The following is a 19,343-nucleotide window of genomic DNA, read 5'->3' on the forward strand; positions in this document are numbered from 1 at the left end:
GGGTGGGGCCACGGCCTATTGCCGGCCCGGCGCGGCCGTCGGCGCGGTGCGCGCGATCATCCGGCCGGAGACCTCGGCGCCGGCATCCGGCGCGAGCTGCCGGAAGGGGAAGACCGAGGCGGCCGAGATCAGCGCGACGGCCAGGAACGCCGGGCCGAAATCCGCGGCCGCGATCGCGCTGCGGCCGTGCCACGCGGCGGCCCCTTCCAGCGCAAGCGCGCCCAGCGTCACGCCGAGGCTCAGCGAGATCTGCTGTGCGACGCTGGCGAGGCTCGTGCCCGCGCTCATCTCGGCCTTCTCGAGGTCGGCGTAGGCGATAGCGTTGACGCAGGTGAACTGGAGCGAGCGCAGGCAGCCGCCGAGGAACAGGATGCCGAGCATCAGCCCATGCGGCGTGCTCGCGGTGTAGAGGCCGTTCACCGCGAGGAAGAACGCGGCGAACACCGCGTTGCAGACCATGACCGGTCGGAAGCCGTAGCGTCGCAGGATGCGGGGGCCGACCGTCTTCACGAACATCGCCCCGGCGGCGGCCGAGAACGTGATCAGCCCCGATTGCAGCGGATCGAGCCCGAACCCGACCTGCAGCATCAGCGGCAGCAGGAACGGGATCGCCCCGGTGCCGATGCGAAACAGGCTACCGCCGATCACCGCGATGCGGAAAGTCGGGTGGCGCATCAGGTCGAGGCGCAGGATCGGATGGGCCATCCGCCGCGAGTGCCCGAAATAAAGCGCGAGCAGCACGGCGCCGCCGCCGAGGCTCGCCCAGGTCATCCAGCCCGGCAGCAGGTGCCGGCCGGTGGAGGCGAGACCGAGCATCAGGGCGGCGAGCCCCGGCCCGAGCATCGCGAAGCCGACGAGGTCGAGCGGCGGCCGCTCGGGCTCACGGATGTCCTCGAAGTACAGCGTCGCGAGCACGATCCCGACGATTCCGATCGGGATGTTGATGAAGAAGATCCAGCGCCAGTCGAGATAGGTGGTGATCAGGCCGCCGAGCGGCGGACCCATGATCGGGCCGATCAGGGCCGGAATCGTCAGGTAGGCGAGCGCCGAGACCAGCTCGGCCTTCGGCACGCTGCGCAGGATCACCAGGCGGCCGACCGGCACCATCATCGCGCCGCCCAGGCCCTGCAGGAACCGGGCGGCGACGAAGCCGGCGAGTCCGTTGGAGACCGCGCAGGCGACCGAGCCTGCCATGAACACCGCGATCGCCGCACGGAACACGGTGCGCGAGCCGTAGCGGTCAGCCATCCAGCCGCTGATCGGGATGAAGATCGCCAAACTCACCAGATAAGCGGTGAGCGCGAGCTTCAAGGCGATCGGATCCTCGCCGAGGCTCTGCGCGATGGTGGGAAGCGCCGTGGCGATCACCGTGGAGTCGGTGTTCTCCATGAACAAGGCGGTGGCGACGACGAGGGGGACGATCTGGGATGCGCGCATCGGGCCGGAGGAAGGTTCGGGGCGCCCTGCCTCGTGGCGTCGGCGGGGCGTGCGCTGCAGCGCTTGACACGGGATGTCCGTCCGGTCGATCCGTGGCGGATCGGCCACGCTTTGTTTCTGAACATGGCTGAACGCGGCCTCGACCCTTCCGAGACGGGGGGATCGGCCTTAAGCTTTACGGTAACGATGCCGAGCTTCCGCGCGGTGCCCCGACGTTCGTCGGCGGCGCCCGGGACGCCGCGGCGAGACCCGCGAAAGTGCCAGGATGCTTCGTCCGTCGACCCTGCCCCGATCGGTGACGCGGCTCGTCGCCGCGTCTGCGGTGATGTGTGCGCTCGGCGCCTGCGGCACCGTCCTCCTCAACGACGTCGGCTCGCTCTCCCGCTACGACCGCCTCCGGGCCAGCACCGAGGCCTCGACCACGGCGCGCCTCTACGCCGACGCCGGGGCGCTCGCCCGGACCAAGACCGTCCGGATCATCCCGACGCAGTTTCCCGCCAACGTTGCGGGCGCCGTCGGCATCGGTGAGGCCGAGCGCCGGCTCGTGGCGAACAACGCCGACCGCGCGCTCTGCTACGAGCTGTCGCTGCGCTACGACGTGGTGTCGAGCCGCAACGCCGACCTGACGGTGCGCGCGCAGGTAACCCGCGTCGACCCGACCGACCTGCTCGGCGCGGGCGCCACCATCGGCACCTCCGCCGCCGTCACCGTGGCGGGGCAGGTCGGCATCGGCTTCGCCGAGGGGCTCGGGCGCATCCCGATCCCGCGCGTGCCGATCGGCCTCGGGAGCCTCACGGTCGAGGCCGAGGCGCTCGACCGCCGCCACGAGCAGCGGGCGGCGATGGTGTGGGGCGGGGCAGCGAACTCGTTCACGAGCCAGCCGCGCTACTCGCGGATCAGCGACGCCTACGACCTCGCCGGCGACTTCGGCCAGGATTTCGGCTTCTACCTCGCCACCGGCGAAGACCCGTTCAAGGCGCCGCTCACCCTGCCGACCTGGAACCGCGTCCGCGTGACCACCCTGGGCGAGGCGCCGCTGGACCCGGATTGCGAGGCGTTCGGCCGGGCGCCCGGCGTCGACGGCATCCTCACCGACTACATCGGCCTGCCGCCGGACTATTCCGACAAGGGGCCGCGCACCCGCTGACGGGCAGGGGCGTCCCGGACGCCATGCGGCGGACGCAACCGGCCCACGCGGCGTTTATCCCGCACCGCGCGGGGTTGCCGCCTTTGCGGGCACCGCACCGCATGATACTGGCCCGTGCCAACCCGCTCCATGCCGCGCTCGACCTTCGGTCGCCCCGGCAGCCCTCCAGGACCGTTGGCTCATGGCCCGTATCAGCTCCGCTTCGATCATCGAGGGCCTGACCTTCGACGACGTCCTCCTGCGCCCGGCCGCCTCCTCGGTGATGCCGACCGAGGTCAACGTCGCGACGCAGCTGACGCGCACCATCAGCCTCAACCTGCCGATCGTAGCCTCGGCCATGGACACCGTCACCGAGGCGCCGATGGCCATCGCCATGGCCCAGAACGGCGGCCTCGGCGTGATCCACCGCAACCTCGAGCCGGCCGAGCAGGCCGAGCAGGTGCGGCTGGTCAAGAAGTACGAGTCGGGCATGGTGCTGAACCCGATCACCATCCATCCCGACGAGACCCTGGCCGACGCCTTCGAGGTGATGAAGGTCAACCGCATCTCCGGCATCCCGGTGGTCGAGCGCGGCCCCAACGGCTCGCGCGGCAAGCTCGTGGGCATCCTCACCAACCGCGACGTGCGCTTCGCGACGCACCCGGCCCAGCCCGTCTCCGAGCTGATGACCCGCGACCGGCTGATCACCGTGCGCGAGGGCGTGACGCAGGACGAGGCCAAGCACCTCCTCCACCAGTTCCGGATCGAGAAGCTGCTCGTCGTCGACGACCACTTCCGCTGCATCGGCCTGATCACGGTCAAGGACATCGAGAAGCAGGTCACCTACCCAAAGGCGGTGAAGGACGAGCAGGGCCGCCTCCGGGTGGCGGCGGCCACCACCACCGGCGACCAGGGCTTCGAGCGGGCCGAGCGCCTGATCGACGCCGGCTGCGACGTGATCGTCGTCGACACCGCGCACGGCCACTCGATCAAGGTGCTCGACAGCGTGCGCCGGGTGAAGCAGCTCTCGAACGCCGTGCAGGTCATCGCCGGCAACGTCGCGACCCGCGAGGGCACGCAGGCGCTGATCGACGCAGGCGCGGACGCGGTGAAGGTCGGCATCGGGCCGGGATCGATCTGCACCACCCGCATCGTCGCCGGCGTCGGCGTCCCGCAGCTCACCGCGATCATGGAGGCGGTCGAGGCCGCCCACGACGCCGGCATCCCGGTGATCGCCGACGGCGGCATCAAGTATTCCGGCGACCTCGCCAAGGCGATCGCCGCCGGCGCCTCGGTGGCGATGCTCGGCTCGCTGCTGGCCGGTACGGACGAGGCACCCGGCGAGGTGTTCCTGTACCAGGGTCGCTCCTACAAGAGCTACCGCGGCATGGGCTCGGTCGGCGCGATGGCCCGCGGCTCGGCCGACCGCTATTTCCAGGCCGAGGTCAACGACACCCACAAGCTCGTGCCCGAGGGCATCGAGGGGCAGGTGCCGTACAAGGGCCCGGTGGCGGCGGTCTTGCACCAGCTCGCCGGCGGCCTGCGCGCCGCGATGGGCTATGTCGGCGCCCCGACCGTGCCGGACTTCCAGGAGCGGGCGCAGTTCATCCGCATCACCAATGCGGGTCTGCGCGAAAGCCACGTCCACGACGTGACGATCACGCGCGAGAGCCCGAATTACCCCTCGCGGACCTAAGGCTTGGCTGAAACCGGCCGTCCCTTGTTCTTCTCGCCGACCCTTGTGCGATCTCACCGGCAGCGAGGCACGAAGGTGGGATCGTGGGCGACCTGAATCTGACGATTGTCGATCAGATGCTGATGGCGCTATTGCTCGAGCGAGCGGCCGAAGATGGGCGCGTGCCCGAGGAGATCGCCAAGGACGCCCTCTTCCGCGGCCTGATGTGGACGCCGGCAGAGCGCCTCGCACACGCCGATCGCATCCGAGCCGCCTCTCGGGACCCCGCCGACGGCGATCGGCTCGAAGACAGCACGCTGATGATCTGGCGGTTGCGTGACGGAACGTGATCCTCGTCGTTGACGCGAGCGTCATCGTGAAATGGTACATCCGGGAGGAAGGGTCGGACGGCGCCCGTCGCCTTCTGTCCGGACCGGACTTGCTCGTCACACTGACCCATGCGGCCGCCGAGATCGGGCATGTCCTCACGCGCCATGTGCGTGCCGGGGCGCTGCCTCGGGACAAGACGGCCGCGGCGCTCGCAGGTCTGTCCCGCACGGCGTCCACACTCCCGCTCGGCGTCCTCCATGCCGAAGCGATCGCGGTGGCGGTCGATGCGGGGACCTCGTTCTACGACGCACTCTACGTCGCGGCGGCGGCCGGCTGGAACACGCGCGTCGTCACGGCCGACCTGCATCTCGTCCGCACGATGTCGGGCACACCGTGGGCCGCCCCGGGTCGTCGGCCTCACGGATTGGTCGGCTGAACCTCGGGGTCCATGAGGGCTGAACGCGCGGATCGACGGTGTGTGATCCGAGACGGCCGTTGCGCCGCGCGTTCGGCGCACGCATGGGATCGTCAGGTGAACGCTGCTCGGGAGAAGACGTGATGCGGGTGCTGGTGGTCGGGGCCGGGGCGACCGGTGGCTATTACGGGGCGCGGCTCGCCGAGGCCGGGCGCGACGTGACGTTCCTGGTCCGGCCGGCGCGGGCGAAGAAGCTCGCCGCGAACGGGCTCGTCGTGACGAGCAAGCTCGGCGACCTGCACCTCGGCGCGCCGCGGACGGTGACGGCGGACGCGCTGGCCGAGGCCGGCGGCTTCGATCTCGTGCTGCTCTCGTGCAAGGCCTACGACCTCGACAGCGCCCTCGACGACATCGCCCCCGCGGTGGGGGAGGGCACCGCCATCCTGCCGGTCCTCAATGGGCTGGCCCATCTCGACGCGCTCGACGCGCGCTTCGGCGCACACCGCGTCCTCGGCGGTTCCTGCGCCATCGCGGCGACGCTGGGGCCGGACGGCGAGATCCGCCACATGAGCGACTTCTGCACCCTGACCTACGGCGAGCGCGACGGCACCCGCTCCGAGCGCTGCGCCGCCATCGAGGCGCTGATGCAGGGCGCGACGTTCCAGCCGCGCCTGTCGGACAGGATCGTGCTGGAGATGTGGGAGAAGTGGGTGTTCCTCGCCACGCTCGCCGGCGCGACCACGCTGATGCGGGGCGCGATCGGCGACGTCGTCGCGGCCGCGGGTGGCCGGGACTTCATCGCCAGCCTGCACGACGAATGCCTCGCCATCGCCGGCGCGAACGGGTTCGCGCCGCGCGAGAAGGTGGCGACCCAGGCCCGCGCCATGCTGACCGCGGATGGATCGCCGCTGACCGCCTCGATGCTCCGCGACATCGAGGGCGGGGGCCGGATCGAGGCCGACCACGTCGTCGGCGACCTGATCGCCCGCGGGCGCGCGACGGAGCGCAAGCTTCCGAACCTCGAGCGCGTGTTCACCGGCTTGAAGACCTACGAACATCGCCGCGCCCGCGAAACGAGCCAGCCGCGCGTCTAGGCGGCAAGGCGGGGAGACGCGCGAGGATACAGTGCGACTGTGCAGGCCGCAGCGGCTCGACTTGGCAGACGTGGGCGCTGGCCCGCCTCGGTGACGAGGCGGGCGTTGAGGGTCGTGCCGACAGCCACCCTCTGGCGGAACGATGAACGCCATGCCCGCGACCTGTCCGTCACACCAATTCCTGTATCGGAAGGAATATCGCACGCCGCGGTGGGTCGGATTTTATGCTACCATAGTCGGAACGGAACGAAGGCGACCGACCATGCAGCCCGCTGAGAAGATCAGCATCACCATGACGCCGGAGCACCTCCGCGCCGTGCGCGAGAGCGTCGCGGCCGGCGAGTACGCGTCCACCAGCGAAGTCCTCCGCGATGCCGTACGTCTCTGGCAGCGACAGCGCCTTGAGGATGCGGAACGGCTGAACGTGATCCGCGCCCGCGTTCGTCGGTCTCTCGACGACCCGCGTCCGGACCTAACCGGCGAGGACGTGCAGGCAAACCTGGACGCGATGTTCGCTGAGGCCGAAAAAGACGCCTCCCGTGCGTAGGCTGCCGGTCAGCTACCGCGCGGAAGCCTTGGACGATCTGCGTGACATCTTCCGCATGATCCTGCTCGCGAGCCGGAGCGTGCCCACCGCCAGAGGCTTCGTGCAGCGAATCAAGGACCGATGCGAACGCATCGGTGATGCTCCCCATGGCGGCCGTCCCCGCGACGACCTGGAAACCGGCCTGCGGACGGTCCCGTTCGAGCATACGGCCGTGATCGCTTACCGTGCCGAGCCTACCAGCGTGCGGATCACCAACGTGTTCTACGGCGGTCGAGACTTCGAGGCACTATATCGCGGCGCGTCGTCGGAAGACGAGGCCTGAGTGCTATGCGTCGGGCGGTCTTCACGCGCGGCGACATCCGCATCGCGTGAAGACGCAGACGACCGATCAGTAGCGCGGGCCGGGCGGCGGGGGCGGGTTGCCGTATTCGAGCTGCGTCTTCGCATCGAGCGGGCGGCGCGGCGGCGGCGTCAAGTCAGGTGCGGCCGGCGCGGTGGAGCAGGCGGCGACCGCCAGCATCAGGATGCCGGCGAGGGTGAGGTGGATCACGGGCGACATGGGTTCATCCGGCCTTCGCGACGCAGGGACGCGTCGCAGCCTGCGAGGCTGGACGCCGATCGCGCCGGAAGCTCGGCCGTATCGTGTCCGCCGCGCGGGCTAAGCGTGGCCGTATCGTGGCGTCGCCGATTTCCTTCGACAGGCGGTGGGCGCCGGGTCTATCGCGCTCGCGACACCTGCTGATCCGCAAGAGGAGACCGTCCTGACTCCAGCCGCCCGCTGCGCCGCCGCCATCGAGGTGCTCGCCGACATCGCCGGCCGCCGACGGCCGGCCGCCGACGCCCTAAAGGATTGGGGCCTCAACCACCGCTTCGCCGGATCGGGCGACCGCGGCGGCATCGCCAGCCTCGTCTACGACGCCCTCCGGCGACGGTCCTCGGCCGCCTGGATCATGGGCGACGACAGCCCGCGCGCGGTGCTGCTCGGATCGCTCCGCCTGCAGCAGGGCCTCGCCGCACCCTCGATCGCGGCGCTGTTCAACGGCGAGGGCTTCGCGCCGGAAAAACTCGCCGAGAACGAGGGCCGGCGCCTGTCGGAGGGCAACCTCGCCGACGCGCCGCCGCACGTCGCGGGCGACGTGCCGGAATGGGTGCTGCCGCAGCTCGAGGCGATCCTCGGCGACGAACTCCTGCCCGAGCTGAAGGCGCTCGCCCGGCGCGCGCCCCTCGACATCCGCGTCAACGCCTTGAAGGGCGACCGCGAGGCGGCGATGCCGGGCCTCGCCCACCACGGCGCCGCGCCGACGCCGCATGCGCCCATGGGCCTGCGCGTGCCGATCGGCGCAGACGGGCGCGGGCCGGCCCTGCATGTCGAGCCGGAGTTCCTGGACGGCTGGTACGAGATCCAGGACGAGGGCTCGCAGCTCGCGGCGATGCTGACCGGCGCCCGCAAGGGTGAGACGGTCGTGGACCTTTGCGCAGGCGGCGGCGGCAAGACCCTGGCGCTGGCCGCGCTCACCGGCAACGGCGGCCGCCTCGTCGCCACCGACGACGACCCGCGCCGCCTCGCGCCGATCCACGAGCGCCTGCGCCGGTCCGGCGCGAACGCCGAAGTGCTCACGCCCCGCGGCGGCCGGATGCGCGCGGACGTGCTCGGCGACTTCGACGGGCACGTCGACCGCGTGCTGGTGGACGCCCCCTGCACCGGCACCGGCACGTGGCGCCGAAACCCTGACGCGAAGTGGCGCCTGCGGCCCGGCAGCCTCGCCGCCCGGGTCGCCGAGCAGGCGACGGTGCTCGACCGCGCCGGGAGCCTCGTGCGCCCCGGCGGCCGCATCACCTACGTCACCTGCTCGCTGCTGCCGGCGGAGAACGACGACGCCGTGGCGGGCTTCCTCGCACGCGGCGGCGGCGCGTTCGCGGTGGTGCCTGCGCGCGAGGTGGCGGACGCGCACGCTCCCGGCCTCGCCGAGGCGCTTCGCTTCACTGCGCACGGGCTGCAGATGAGCCCGGCGCGCACCGGCACGGACGGGTTCTACGTCGCCACCCTGACCCGGGCCGGCTGAGGGCCGCAACCGCTCCGTCCAGCCGGCGTTGTCCGAGCGATCCCGAAGACGCTGCCTCTCAAGACGCCGCCTCGAAGACACCGCAGGAGACCGATGGGCCTGGATCGGAGAACGCTCCTGGCGGCGACCGCGGCCGCGATGGCCGGGCAGGGCGCGGCGCGGGCACAGGGGGCGGTCAAACCGCCGGGCGAGCTGGTCCCCGCCCTGCCGCGGACGGCGCCGGGCGCGCAGCTTCAGGTCATCGACCTCTGGCCGGGCGACCCGCCGGGCGGCGGCGAGGGTCCCGATCCGAACGGCTACCGCTTCGACGAGACGGCGCGCGGCGTCATCACCAAGGTCGAGCGCCCGTGCCTTCTGGTGATCCGCCCCGACAAGCCGAACGGGTCGGCGATGATCGTGGCGGCCGGCGGCGGCTACCGGTTCATCGACATCGGCAACGAAGGCGTGCCGGTGGGCCAGATGCTGACGGCCGTCGGCGTGACGGTCTTCCTGCTGATCTACCGGCTGCCCGGCGAGGGCTGGGACAACGGCCCCGACGCCCCGCGGCAGGACGCGCAGCGCGCCGTGCGCCTGGTCCGCGCGCAATCGACGGAGCTCGGCATCGATCCGGCCCGCGTCGGCGTGCTAGGCTTCTCGGCTGGCGGCCACCTGATGGGTGAGACCGCGGTCGGCAACCAGAACCTCTATCCGCCGGTGGATGCGCACGACGCCCTGCCGTACCGGCCCGCGCTCGCCGGGCTGCTCTATCCCGTCATCACGATGAAGGCGCCGTTCGACGGCACCTCGACCCGGCGCGTGCTCGTCGGCGACGAGGTCACCGAGGTCGAGATGCGGACCTACTCGGTCGACGTGCAGGTCCGCGCCGACACGCCGCCGATGTTCATGGCGCAGGCGATGGACGATCCGATCGCGGTCTGCGACCACGTGCTCCTGATGTTCGCCGCGCTGCGCAAGGCGAAGATCCCGGCCGAGATGCACCTGTTCGAGCGCGGCGGCCACGGCTTTGGCCTCGGGCCGCCCGGAACGCCGGTGGCGGCGTGGCCCGGCCTGTTCCTCGCCTGGCTCCACGTCCGCGGGTTCCTCGCCGCCTGATACGATTTCGGGTCGATTGGCTCGATGAGCACCGTGCCCGTTTTCTCGGACGGGTGAAGCGTCAGCGGAACCCGATCTGGAACTCAGCGGAAGACGTCGCGAAGCGTCGAAACCTTGCGCCGCTCGGATCGAGCCGCTGACGCGGCCCTTGATGATGCTGGGTCCCGGATCACCGTCTGTTGGCGCTCCAGGCGTCCGGGAAAACGTCGCGCAGGCGAAGTCGTCGGTCGGAAAACGTATGTGGGCGCGCCGCCATGGTTCGGGATATGCCGTGACGCATCGGGTCCGGCGCCCATGCGCGCCGTGAACAGGCTGGCGCGGCCCGCATGCGGCGCCCGCGTTGCACGGCGCAATCGCCTCGTCTAACGCGAGGGGTATGAACACCGACCACGACAAGATCCTGATCGTCGACTTCGGCTCGCAGGTAACCCAGCTCATCGCCCGGCGCGTCCGGGAGGAGGGGGTCTATTGCGAGATCGTGCCGTTCACGAAGGCGGCCGAGGCCTTCGCCGAGACGCGGCCGAAGGGCGTGATCCTCTCGGGCGGCCCCGAATCGGTGACGAGCGACGCCTCGCCGCGCACGCCCCAGGTGGTGTTCGATTCGGGCGTTCCGGTCTTCGGGATCTGCTACGGCCAGCAGACGATGGCGGCGCAGCTCGGCGGCGAGGTCGAGGGCGGCCACCACGCCGAGTTCGGCCGGGCCGAGATCGAGATCCTGTCCGATTGCCCGCTGTTCAAGGGCGTCTGGCACGTCGGCGAGCATTACCCGGTCTGGATGAGCCACGGCGACCGGGTCACCAAGTTGCCCGACGGCTTCACCACCGTGGCGATCTCGAAGAACGCGCCCTTCGCCGCGGTCGCCGACGAGGCGCGCAACTACTACGCGGTCCAGTTCCACCCCGAGGTGGCGCACACCCCGCACGGCGCCCTGTTGATCCGCAACTTCGTGCGCGACATCGCCGGCTGCTCGGGCGACTGGACCATGGGCGCCTACCGCGCCGAGGCGATCGCCAAGATCCGCGAGCAGGTCGGCTCCGAGAAGGTGATCTGCGGCCTCTCGGGCGGCGTCGATTCGTCGGTCGCGGCGGTACTGCTGCACGAGGCGATCGGCGACCAGCTCACCTGCGTCTTCGTCGATCACGGCCTGCTGCGCATGGGCGAGGCCGAAGAGGTCGTACGGCTGTTCCGCGACCACTACAACATCCCCCTCGTCCACGTGGAGGCGCAGGACCTGTTCCTCGACGCGCTGACCGGCGTCAGCGACCCCGAGGAGAAGCGCAAGACCATCGGCCGGCTGTTCATCGACGTGTTCGACGCGGAATCGAAGAAGATCGGCGGCGCGGCCTTCCTGGCTCAGGGCACGCTCTATCCGGACGTGATCGAGAGCGTGTCGTTCTCGGGCGGTCCGTCCGTGACGATCAAGAGCCACCACAACGTCGGCGGCCTGCCCGCGCGCATGAACATGAAGCTCGTCGAGCCCCTGCGCGAGCTGTTCAAGGACGAGGTGCGGGTGCTCGGGCGCGAGCTCGGCCTGCCCGACGCCTTCGTCGACCGCCACCCGTTCCCCGGCCCGGGACTCGCGATCCGCTGCCCCGGCACGATCACCCCGGAAAAGCTGGAGGCCCTGCGCAAGGCCGACGCGATCTACCTCGACGAGATCCGGAAGGCCGGCCTCTACGACACGATCTGGCAGGCCTTCGCGGTGATCCTGCCGGTGAAGACCGTCGGCGTGATGGGCGACGGGCGCACCTACGACCACGTCTGCGCGCTGCGCGCCGTCACCTCCGTCGACGGCATGACCGCCGACTTCTACCCGTTCGACATGGCCTTCCTCGGCCGGGTCGCGACGCGGATCATCAACGAGGTGAAGGGCATCAACCGCGTCACCTACGACATCACCTCGAAGCCCCCCGGCACGATCGAGTGGGAGTGATCCCGGCTGCGTTCGACCAGCCCGGATTTACTGCACACGCAGGCCCCTCAGGCGGTGCCGACGCCATGCCGACCGCCTGAAACATGTGGCTTGAGGGACGGTTAAGCCCCTTTCGCTAAGCTCTGCGCCTTACCGAGCTCGGGCCAGGGAACGCGAACGATGACAGCCGGCAGGGCCGATCCGATCGGCGTCGACGCGCCGGGGGCCGCCGCGCCGGTCGGCCGCGACCTCGCCCAGACGCTGGTCTTCGCCGGCACCCTGCTGCTCGCCGCCTTCCTGCTGTTTGCCCTGCAGCCGATCTTCACCAAGCGCGTCCTGCCGGTGCTCGGCGGCACGCCGGCGGTGTGGTCCGTGGCGACCGTGGTGTTCCAGGGTCTGCTGCTGGCCGGCTATGCCTACGCCCACGCGATGACGCGCTGGCTGTCCTTGCGCGCCTCGGTCGTCGTGCACGGCCTCGTGCTGCTCGCCGGCTCGACGTTCCTGCCGATCGCGGTCGCGACCGAGGCCGGCGCGGTGCAGGGCGGCGACGAGGCGCTTTGGCTCGTCGGCCTGTTCCTCGCGTCGGTCGGCGCGCCGTTCTTCGCCCTTTCGGCGAGCGCGCCGCTGCTGCAGGCCTGGTACGCCCGCTCCGGCAACCCCCGGGCGCAGGACCCGTACTTCCTCTACCGCGCCTCCAACCTCGGCTCGTTCGCAGCGTTGATCGCCTACCCGCTGGCGATCGAGCCGGTCTTCGGGCTCGCCGAGCAGACCCGGCTGTGGTCGGCCGGCTATGCGCTCGCCGCCGGCGCGGTCGCAGCCTGCGCGCTCACCGTCCTCGGTGGCGCGCACAGTCGCGGCCCGGTCGCAGTGACGCCCGAGGTGGCTTGCGCCGCCCCGAGCCTGGCGCGCCGCCTCGCCTGGGTCGGCCTTTCGGCCGTGCCGTCCGGCCTGCTCGTCGCCGTCACCGCCCACATCACCACCGACGTCGCCGCGATCCCGTTGATGTGGGTGCTGCCGCTGGCGCTCTACCTCCTCACCTTCGTCATCACCTTCCGCCCGCTCGCGACCTGGCCCGAGCGTCCCCTCGCGGCGGTGCAGGTGGCGGGGACCGCCGTCGTCCTTGGCGCGGCCATCATCGGGCGTCTGCCCTTCGCCGCCGACCTGCCGCTCAGCCTCGGCCTCTGCTTCGTCGCGGGCCTCGTCGCCCACCGGGCGGTCTACCGCCTGCGGCCGGCCCCGAGCCGGCTGACCGAGTTCTATCTCTGCACCTCGCTCGGCGGCATGCTCGGAGGCCTGTTCGCCGCGCTGATCGCGCCGAGGCTGTTCTCGGCGGTGGCCGAATATCCGATCCTGCTGGTGGCGGCGCTCGCCTGCCGGCCCGGCGCCCTGGTCGCCCCGCGGTTCGCCGCCGGGGCGGCCCTGCGGCGGCTTTCCGTGTCGCTGGCCGGCGTGCTGGCCGGCGCGACCGGCCTCGCCCTCCTCGCGCGGTTCGCGTCCGAGGCGGCGCCTTCCGTGGCCGCCGCGATCATGATGACGATCCTGCTGCTGAGCTGGCGCGCGCCGCGGGCGGCGTTCGGCCGTGCCGCCCTGTTCTGTGCGCTGGTGCTGGCGATGCCGCTCCTGTCGGCACAGGACGTGGAGAACCGGCGGAGCTTCTTCGGCGTCCACCGCATCGAGACCGACCCGCAGGGGCGCTTCCGCCTCCTCGCGCACGGGACGACCCTGCACGGGGCGATGCGCATCCGCGAGGACGACGGCCGCCCGGCCCTTGGACGCCCGGAGCCGACGACCTACTACGCTACCGGCCATGCGATCGCCGACGTGCTCGAAGTCGCCCGCAACGCCTACGGGCCGCTGCCGCGCGTGTCGGTGGTCGGGCTCGGCGCGAGCAGCCTCGCCTGCCAGGCACGCCCGGGCGAAGCCTGGACCTTCTACGAGATCGACCCGGAGGTCGTCCGGATCGCCAGTGACCCGACCCGGTTCCGCTTCCTCTCAGCCTGCGCGCCCACGGCCCGCATCGTTCAGGGCGACGCCCGCCTGACGCTCGCCCGCGCAACGGAGCCGACGCGCGTCCTCATCGTCGACGCGTTCTCCTCCGACGCGATCCCGATGCACCTGCTGACGGGCGAAGCGCTGGCCCTCTACCGCGACCGCCTCGACGCGCAGGGCGTGCTGGCGCTCCACGTCTCGAACCAGCATTTCGACCTGCGGCCGGCGCTGGCCCGAGCCGCGGCGGAGCAGGGCCTGACGCTGCTTCAGCGCATCGACGCGATCGACGAGCCGATCGAGCGCCGCTACCGCATGCGCGCGATGGTGGTGATCGCGACCCGCGATCCGGTCATTACGCGCGAGGCCGAGCGCCTCGGCTGGACGCGGGTCGCGCCCGACCTGACGCGCCGCCCGTGGACCGACGACTACGCCAACGTGCTGGAAGCCTTCCTCGACCTGATGCGCCTTCGCCTCGGGGGCGGTCTCGCCGCCGGGCACTGAGAACGTCCGGCACTCGGCCCACGCGCGAATTCGACCTCGCTGACAGCGCGGTCTTCGCCACCATGAAGCCGACCGCACTTACAGCGCGGTCTTGGGCATCATGAAGCCGACCGCACTCACAGCGCGGTCTTGGGCATCAGCATGTGCACGCCCTTGTTGCCGTCGACCGTCTGCGTGATGCGCAGGTTTCCGGTGAGCGAGCACAGCATGTAGGCCTGGTTGCGGGTGAGCCCGGTGCGGGCGCAGACGTGGCGCACCATCTCGCGCACCGCCTGCCGCATCGCCTCGTCGAGGCTTTCGTGCAGGCCGATCGACATCAGGTCGGTGGGCGTCTCGGCGAACGGCCATTCGTAGCCGAGGTCCTTGCGCACGGTGAGGCGGAAGGTGCCGGTGAGCCCGGTCTCCAGTGCCGTGATGCAGACCTCGCCGTCGCCCTGCACGCCGTGGCCGTCCCCGGCGTAGAACCCGGCGCCGGCGTTGTAGACCGGCAGGTAGAGGGTCGCGCCGACCTTCAGCTCCTTGTTGTCCATGTTGCCGCCGAAGCCGCGCGGCACCGCCGTGCCGACGCGGCCCCAGGCGGCGGGCGGCGCCGTGCCGAGGATGCCGAAAAACGGATCGAGCGGCAGCTCGGTGCCCCAGGGCAGCACGCAGACGCCCCGCGCCACGTCGATGTCCGGGTGGATGGTCTCGTACTCGGTGAACTCGTCGGGCAGCGTCCCCAGCAGCGGCAGAATCGAGACGGAGCCCCAATCCTGACGGAACGCCAGGTCGAGGATCTCCACCTGCAGCACGTCGCCGGGCTCGGCGCCGCGGACGTGGACCGGGCCGGTGACGAAGTGCGGGCCGGGGCCGGGCACGCATTGATCGAGCACCGCCAAGTGCTCGGCCGAGACCCGCGCGGGGTCGGGATGCAGCGTCGCCCGCGCACCTGCGGGAAAGGAATGCAGCGTGACCGTGTCGCCCGACTCGATCTCCAGCACCGGCGGTAGCGCGGCGTCGAAGTAGCCGAGCACCATCGTGTCGGGGGTAGCCGGTATCTGGTGATGCGTCGGCATGCGCGCTCCTGGGTTGGGTTCGCCGGGTCCTGCCGACGAATTCGGTCCGCGCGTCGCGCGCTCCGCCTGCCGACGCCTTGTGGGACGACACCGATGCAATCGCCGAACCAGCGGGCGCCCTCGCCAGGCCGCCGCAGGGAGAGGGCGGCGGCGCGAGCGGATCAGCCTCTGACGCCCGCGGCGGCTCACTCTCGCGTCATCGCGCGGATTGCGGGACCGGCAGCACCGCCATCAGGCCGCCCTCGTCGACGAGGGCGGCGACGATCGTCTCCGGGCCGCAGGCCTCGGCGGGAATGCGGGTGCGGAACCCGATGCGCCGCGTGCCCATCCCCTCGAAGCCCGGCTGCGCGCCAAGGTCCCGGCGGAGGCGCCGCGGCTTGTCCAGGGCGACGAGGCGTCCTCCGCAGAACAGGGCCAGTTGCAGGCCGCGGCTCGGGCGGCCCGAATCGAAGGCGTAAGCCGTGATCAGGAACTCCATCTGCGACAGGCGCTCGACCGACTCGACGGCCCCGCGCAGGGCGGAGGGCAAGGCGAGACCGCGCTCGGTGATCGCCAGCTCGGCCTGCCTCGGCGCGGTCCAGGCGCCGGCGGGCAGAACGCCGACCGCGGTGCGCGCGCGGCTCTCGGCGAGGGCGTCGCGCGCCGTCTCCACGCTGCCCCAGAGGGCGCAGCCAAGGAACACGACGAGGAAGGTGGCCACCACCCGCTTCAGGGCGGCAGACGTGAGGGCATCGATCCGCCGGCGGAGGCGCCGGTACACCGCGACGTCGAGGGGGCCGAGGAGGGCGGCGACCAGCAGGGCGAGGGCGAGGGCGATGCCGGCGTAAGCCGCGCCCGGCCAGTCCGTTGGGCAGGCCCAGCTCGCCAGCATCAGCACCGGCGGATGCGCGAGGTAGAGCACGTAGCTCCAATCCCCCAGCGCGATCACCGCCCGCGCCGCCGGGCGATCCCGGGGGAGGGCGGGCGCGGTGACGGCGGCGCCCACGATCAGGATTGCGGCGACGCCGCCGATCCAGCGCGCGGCGGCGGTGTCGACGAAGGCGCAAAGCACCACCAAGGGCAGGGCCAGCAGCGCGGTCGCCGGACGCACCCACCCCGCCGCGATCAGGCGCGGCAGCAGCAGGCCCCCCGCGAAGGGCGCGCAGGCCGCCGTGACCGGCACGAGGTAGAGCGGCGGCGGCATCAGGCTGCGGCTGTCGGGGGGCAGTAGCGGGAAGGCGACGGCCAGCAGGACGAGCCAGCCGGCGGCGACGGGAACGAGGCGGCGCGCCCACCCGGCCGCTGCGAGCAGGAACAATCCGACGTAGAAGGACAGCTCCAGGGCGAGCGTCCACTCCACGTTGAGCGGCGAGCCGCGCACGCCGCCCGGCGCAAGCGACAGGGCCAGCACCGACACGCCGCCGAAGGGCAGGCCAAAAGTCGCGAAGACGCCGGCGAACAGGGACACGACCGCGAAATAGGTCGGGAAGATGCGCCCGACCCGATGCGCCAGGAACACGAGCGGCGCGTCGCGGGTGACGAGCCGGGCCATCAGGAATCCGGACAGGGCGAAGAAGATCGCCACGCCCCAGACGCCCATCAGGTGGTCCAGGGCCGCGAACGGCCGCCCGGCCCCGCGCAGGGCCTGCCCGTACACCGCGACGTGGTGCACGAGGACGAGGCAAGCCGCGAACGCCCGCAAAATTTGCAGGTTCGCGATCTCCCCACCCGGACGCACGATCCCGGTGACCGCGGGCCCCGCCTGCATCGGCACGGCGGGCGGTGTCGGCGCGATTGCGGCGGCAAAATCTCGGCGGGGGCGGTCAAGCATCGCTGCGGCTTCGAACGGTGTCCTGAGCCCCGCACATATCAGCGCCGACCTCCTTGGAAACAACAAGAAACATGGCCGACCGGACGGCGAAGTCCACCGTATCGGCCGCGCGTCGCTCGCCAAGTTCGAGCCATGGGGTCGACAGCATGGCGGATCTCGCCGACCTCGACCTACGTCCGGTGCGTAAGGCGCTGACGGTTGTGGGCGAGCCCAACATCCACGAGCTGCGCGGTCTGTCCTGCCTGCCGCCCGGCGCGCTCCCGGCCCAGCGTAAGGGCTGCGCGGTGACCCGCTCGTTCTCGATTCCGATCGAGGATCGCGCCACGCTCGAGCAGGCGGTGTCGGCGCACGCGACGCGGCTCGGCGTGGCGAAGACCTGGCGCGAGTCCGGCGCCCGACCGTGGCGGTTCGGCAAGCCCGGGATCGTCACCACCGACCTGATGCTGCTCGACGCCAGCCCGCGCGCTCTGATCGGCCAGCTCGACCGCGAGCGCTCCGGCCTGCTGATGGCAGCGGTCGACGCCTGCAACGCCCGCTTCGGCCGCGGCAGCGTCGTTCCAGCCCACGTCGGCCTCGTCGAGAAGTGGACGTGGAGCACGAAGTTCGAGATGCGGACGCCGCGCTACACGACGCAGGTCAGCGAGCTGCCGATCGCGGTGGCGGGCTGATGGAGCGCCTGTGCGACCTGCGCGGGCGCCGCCTCGTCGTAGAGTGCCCGCCGTGCAAGCGGCGCGGAACCTACAACCTAGCGCGGTCCCGACAGCGGTTCGGCGAGCATGCCGACCTCTCCGACGTGTACCCGCGGCTGACGCAGGCGTAGCGCTACCAGAAGCCAGTCGGATCGCGCGAGCCCAACCAGTTCGGTCAGACTTGCCGCGCCGCGATCGGCGTCGAGGGTGGCGACGGGCGCAGGAGCTTGCCCTCGCGGACCTAACCGGTACGCAAGGGCTGCTGCTGGATCAAAAACGACCTGCGCGATACGATCGAGGGAATCAGAAGTTCTTCTTCCACCCACGGGCGGAGGGATTGCCGCGGCGCATGTGCTTCATACGGTGCATACGGTGATGCATGCGGACAGCTTCAACGTTTGAAGCGGCAGATCCTCCCACAGTAAGCGCTGACGTCAGACGCACGGCAGACGCGGTTCCGGCTAGACCGAGAGCTGACCCGACGACGAAGATCGAAGCAAGGCCGATGGTCTTGAGCATGGTGGTCTCTTGATCGTGCGGCACCGCATCATGCTCGCTGATCGTCAGACCTTTGATTGAGGTCTGCCGTTCCCCCCAGCTCAGTCGTGGACTGCGAGACTTGGCGTCAGTCACCTGATCAGGTCATCGTGCCGCGATGTGCAATCACACCACCTGCATCGTGCGCAGTTCGGCGGTCAGATTGTCCAACGTTGGCTGCTGCGTGAGGGACTTGCCACTCCCGTCGCGCCAGACGCCGACTTCGGCGTGCCGCCTTCGCACGTCACCGATGTAGTGGCACCTGCCAATGCGCGCGGGCCGCGGGTCGAGGTCTTCGATCCTCGCGATGGCACTGTGATAATGCGGTTCCAGTAGGGACCGCGCCTTCAAGCTCCGTCCCGCTTCGCGCCTCGCGCAACGACCTTGAGAGCGCCGTCGCGCAAAGGCCGTTGCAGTTTGGCGGCTTCCGGCCATTCCGCCGACAACCACGTCTCGTGTTCGTCGGCAGTGGTGAGGATCGCCGGCATCGCCTTCGGATGGATCTCGCCGACCTCGGCGTTCGGCTCCGTCGTCAGGAAGGCATACAGGTCGTCCACGGTTTCGCCGTCCTTGACCTTGCGGACGGATTTCCACCCGTCGAGCAGGATGCCCGCGAAACACGCCAGCGGGCGGTCGTCTCCGAGCGCGAACCAGATATCGCCGCCGGCCTTCGCGTTGAACTCGCTGAAGGAGGTCAGGGGCACGAGGCAGCGATGATGAGGTTTCAACCACCGCCGCCAGTGCGGCGACCGGGTGTTGCGGACATTGGTGACGCCTGCATCGACCTTCTTGCCCTTCAGTGCGAACTCCGGCGACGGCATGCCCCAGCGCATCATCGCCAGCGTGCGTTCTCCTTCCCGCATCCGCACGACCGGTGCCATCGTGTTCGGAAAGATGCCCGGCAGCGGCGGCAGGTTGCCGGCCTCGTCGCGCTGAACGCCGAAGGCTTTCCGGATCGCGTCCTGACCCTTGTTGAGGCTGTAGAGGTTGCACATGCCGGCACCGTGCGACGGTCAGGTCCGCGAGGGCAAGCCCCTCCATCCGGCCCCGCTACTGACACAGCACACGGCA

The 19,343-nt window shown here is 70.9% G+C and carries 19 protein-coding genes and 1 pseudogene; 13 read left to right on the forward strand and 7 right to left on the reverse strand.

Annotated elements, in window-relative coordinates:
- Positions 1 to 15 precede the first annotated feature (15 nt).
- A complete protein-coding gene (locus FV229_RS12415) occupies positions 16 to 1,437 on the reverse strand; it encodes an MFS transporter (RefSeq protein ID WP_147752279.1) in 1,422 nt (473 codons plus the stop codon).
- A gap of 265 nt (positions 1,438 to 1,702) precedes the next feature.
- Between FV229_RS12415 and FV229_RS12420 the strand changes: the two genes are divergently transcribed.
- The 7 genes from FV229_RS12420 to FV229_RS12450 all read left to right on the forward strand — a co-directional run bounded on the left by FV229_RS12420 (position 1,703) and on the right by FV229_RS12450 (position 6,946).
- Positions 1,703 to 2,584, forward strand: coding sequence for a DUF3313 domain-containing protein (locus FV229_RS12420; RefSeq protein WP_147752280.1), 882 nt, complete (start codon positions 1,703 to 1,705; stop codon positions 2,582 to 2,584).
- Positions 2,585 to 2,765: 181 nt separating this feature from the next.
- Positions 2,766 to 4,259, forward strand: a complete 1,494-nt coding sequence (gene guaB, locus FV229_RS12425; RefSeq protein ID WP_147752281.1) for an IMP dehydrogenase — start codon at positions 2,766 to 2,768, stop codon at positions 4,257 to 4,259.
- 83 nt (positions 4,260 to 4,342) lie between these two features.
- Positions 4,343 to 4,588 (forward strand): hypothetical protein, encoded by a 246-nt coding sequence (locus FV229_RS12430; RefSeq protein ID WP_147752282.1) that lies wholly within the window; start codon positions 4,343 to 4,345, stop codon positions 4,586 to 4,588.
- Entirely contained in the window at positions 4,585 to 5,004 is a 420-nt protein-coding gene (locus tag FV229_RS12435; protein ID WP_147752283.1) for a type II toxin-antitoxin system VapC family toxin, read from the forward strand. Before FV229_RS12430 ends, FV229_RS12435 begins: the two co-directional genes overlap by 4 nt.
- Before the next feature lie 122 nt (positions 5,005 to 5,126).
- On the forward strand, positions 5,127 to 6,077 hold the full coding sequence (gene panE, locus FV229_RS12440; RefSeq protein WP_147752302.1) for a 2-dehydropantoate 2-reductase: 951 nt from the start codon (positions 5,127 to 5,129) through the stop codon (positions 6,075 to 6,077).
- Between the two features lie 262 nt (positions 6,078 to 6,339).
- A complete protein-coding gene (locus FV229_RS12445) occupies positions 6,340 to 6,624 on the forward strand; it encodes a ribbon-helix-helix protein, CopG family (RefSeq protein ID WP_147752284.1) in 285 nt (94 codons plus the stop codon).
- Positions 6,617 to 6,946 (forward strand): type II toxin-antitoxin system RelE/ParE family toxin, encoded by a 330-nt coding sequence (locus tag FV229_RS12450; protein WP_147752285.1) that lies wholly within the window; start codon positions 6,617 to 6,619, stop codon positions 6,944 to 6,946. The genes FV229_RS12445 and FV229_RS12450 overlap by 8 nt, the downstream gene beginning before the upstream one ends.
- A gap of 66 nt (positions 6,947 to 7,012) precedes the next feature.
- On the opposite strand, the gene FV229_RS27395 is transcribed toward FV229_RS12450, so the two are convergent.
- Positions 7,013 to 7,183: a hypothetical protein gene (locus tag FV229_RS27395; protein WP_187273620.1), complete on the reverse strand. Its 171-nt coding sequence runs from the start codon at positions 7,181 to 7,183 to the stop codon at positions 7,013 to 7,015.
- 202 nt (positions 7,184 to 7,385) lie between these two features.
- Here FV229_RS27395 and FV229_RS12455 point away from each other — a divergent pair, with 202 nt between their 5' ends.
- From FV229_RS12455 to FV229_RS12470, 4 genes are all read left to right on the forward strand, one after another.
- On the forward strand, positions 7,386 to 8,687 hold the full coding sequence (locus FV229_RS12455) for an RsmB/NOP family class I SAM-dependent RNA methyltransferase (RefSeq protein ID WP_147752303.1): 1,302 nt from the start codon (positions 7,386 to 7,388) through the stop codon (positions 8,685 to 8,687).
- 93 nt (positions 8,688 to 8,780) lie between these two features.
- The gene (locus tag FV229_RS12460) at positions 8,781 to 9,779 is read left to right on the forward strand and encodes an alpha/beta hydrolase (RefSeq protein ID WP_147752286.1); all 999 of its coding nucleotides are present in this window, start codon (positions 8,781 to 8,783) and stop codon (positions 9,777 to 9,779) included.
- Between the two features lie 376 nt (positions 9,780 to 10,155).
- The gene (gene guaA / locus FV229_RS12465; protein ID WP_147752287.1) at positions 10,156 to 11,712 is read left to right on the forward strand and encodes a glutamine-hydrolyzing GMP synthase; all 1,557 of its coding nucleotides are present in this window, start codon (positions 10,156 to 10,158) and stop codon (positions 11,710 to 11,712) included.
- A gap of 159 nt (positions 11,713 to 11,871) precedes the next feature.
- A complete protein-coding gene (locus FV229_RS12470) occupies positions 11,872 to 14,181 on the forward strand; it encodes a fused MFS/spermidine synthase (protein ID WP_147752288.1) in 2,310 nt (769 codons plus the stop codon).
- Between the two features lie 116 nt (positions 14,182 to 14,297).
- Here FV229_RS12470 and FV229_RS12475 read toward each other — a convergent pair whose 3' ends face one another.
- Together FV229_RS12475 and FV229_RS12480 are read right to left on the reverse strand one after the other, a co-directional pair.
- The gene (locus FV229_RS12475; RefSeq protein ID WP_147752289.1) at positions 14,298 to 15,236 is read right to left on the reverse strand and encodes an acetamidase/formamidase family protein; all 939 of its coding nucleotides are present in this window, start codon (positions 15,234 to 15,236) and stop codon (positions 14,298 to 14,300) included.
- Positions 15,237 to 15,432: 196 nt separating this feature from the next.
- A complete protein-coding gene (locus FV229_RS12480) occupies positions 15,433 to 17,046 on the reverse strand; it encodes an acyltransferase (protein WP_147752290.1) in 1,614 nt (537 codons plus the stop codon).
- 85 nt (positions 17,047 to 17,131) lie between these two features.
- Between FV229_RS12480 and FV229_RS12485 the strand changes: the two are divergent.
- Both FV229_RS12485 and FV229_RS28065 read left to right on the forward strand, forming a co-directional pair.
- Positions 17,132 to 17,714 (forward strand): annotated as a pseudogene (locus FV229_RS12485) (DUF4113 domain-containing protein); the annotation flags it as partial.
- A complete protein-coding gene (locus FV229_RS28065) occupies positions 17,714 to 17,866 on the forward strand; it encodes a hypothetical protein (protein ID WP_246688169.1) in 153 nt (50 codons plus the stop codon). The pseudogene FV229_RS12485 and the gene FV229_RS28065, both read left to right, overlap by 1 nt.
- Positions 17,867 to 18,038: 172 nt before the next feature.
- Here the strand turns inward: FV229_RS28065 and FV229_RS12495 are convergent, their stop codons facing one another.
- From FV229_RS12495 to FV229_RS12505, 3 genes are read right to left on the reverse strand one after another with little or no spacing between them, the layout of a single operon-like run.
- Positions 18,039 to 18,368 carry a hypothetical protein gene (locus FV229_RS12495; RefSeq protein ID WP_147752292.1) on the reverse strand — a complete coding sequence of 110 codons (330 nt, stop codon included), beginning with the start codon at positions 18,366 to 18,368 and terminating at the stop codon, positions 18,039 to 18,041.
- A 30-nt stretch (positions 18,369 to 18,398) separates the two neighbouring features.
- Entirely contained in the window at positions 18,399 to 18,623 is a 225-nt protein-coding gene (locus FV229_RS12500; RefSeq protein ID WP_147752293.1) for a hypothetical protein, read from the reverse strand.
- Positions 18,620 to 19,267, reverse strand: coding sequence for an SOS response-associated peptidase family protein (locus FV229_RS12505; RefSeq protein WP_147752294.1), 648 nt, complete (start codon positions 19,265 to 19,267; stop codon positions 18,620 to 18,622). Before FV229_RS12505 ends, FV229_RS12500 begins: the two co-directional genes overlap by 4 nt.
- Between the last annotated feature and the right edge of the window lie 76 nt (positions 19,268 to 19,343).

The organism is Methylobacterium sp. WL120 (assembly GCF_008039465.1).
In the GTDB taxonomy this organism is placed as follows: domain Bacteria; phylum Pseudomonadota; class Alphaproteobacteria; order Rhizobiales; family Beijerinckiaceae; genus Methylobacterium; species Methylobacterium cerastii.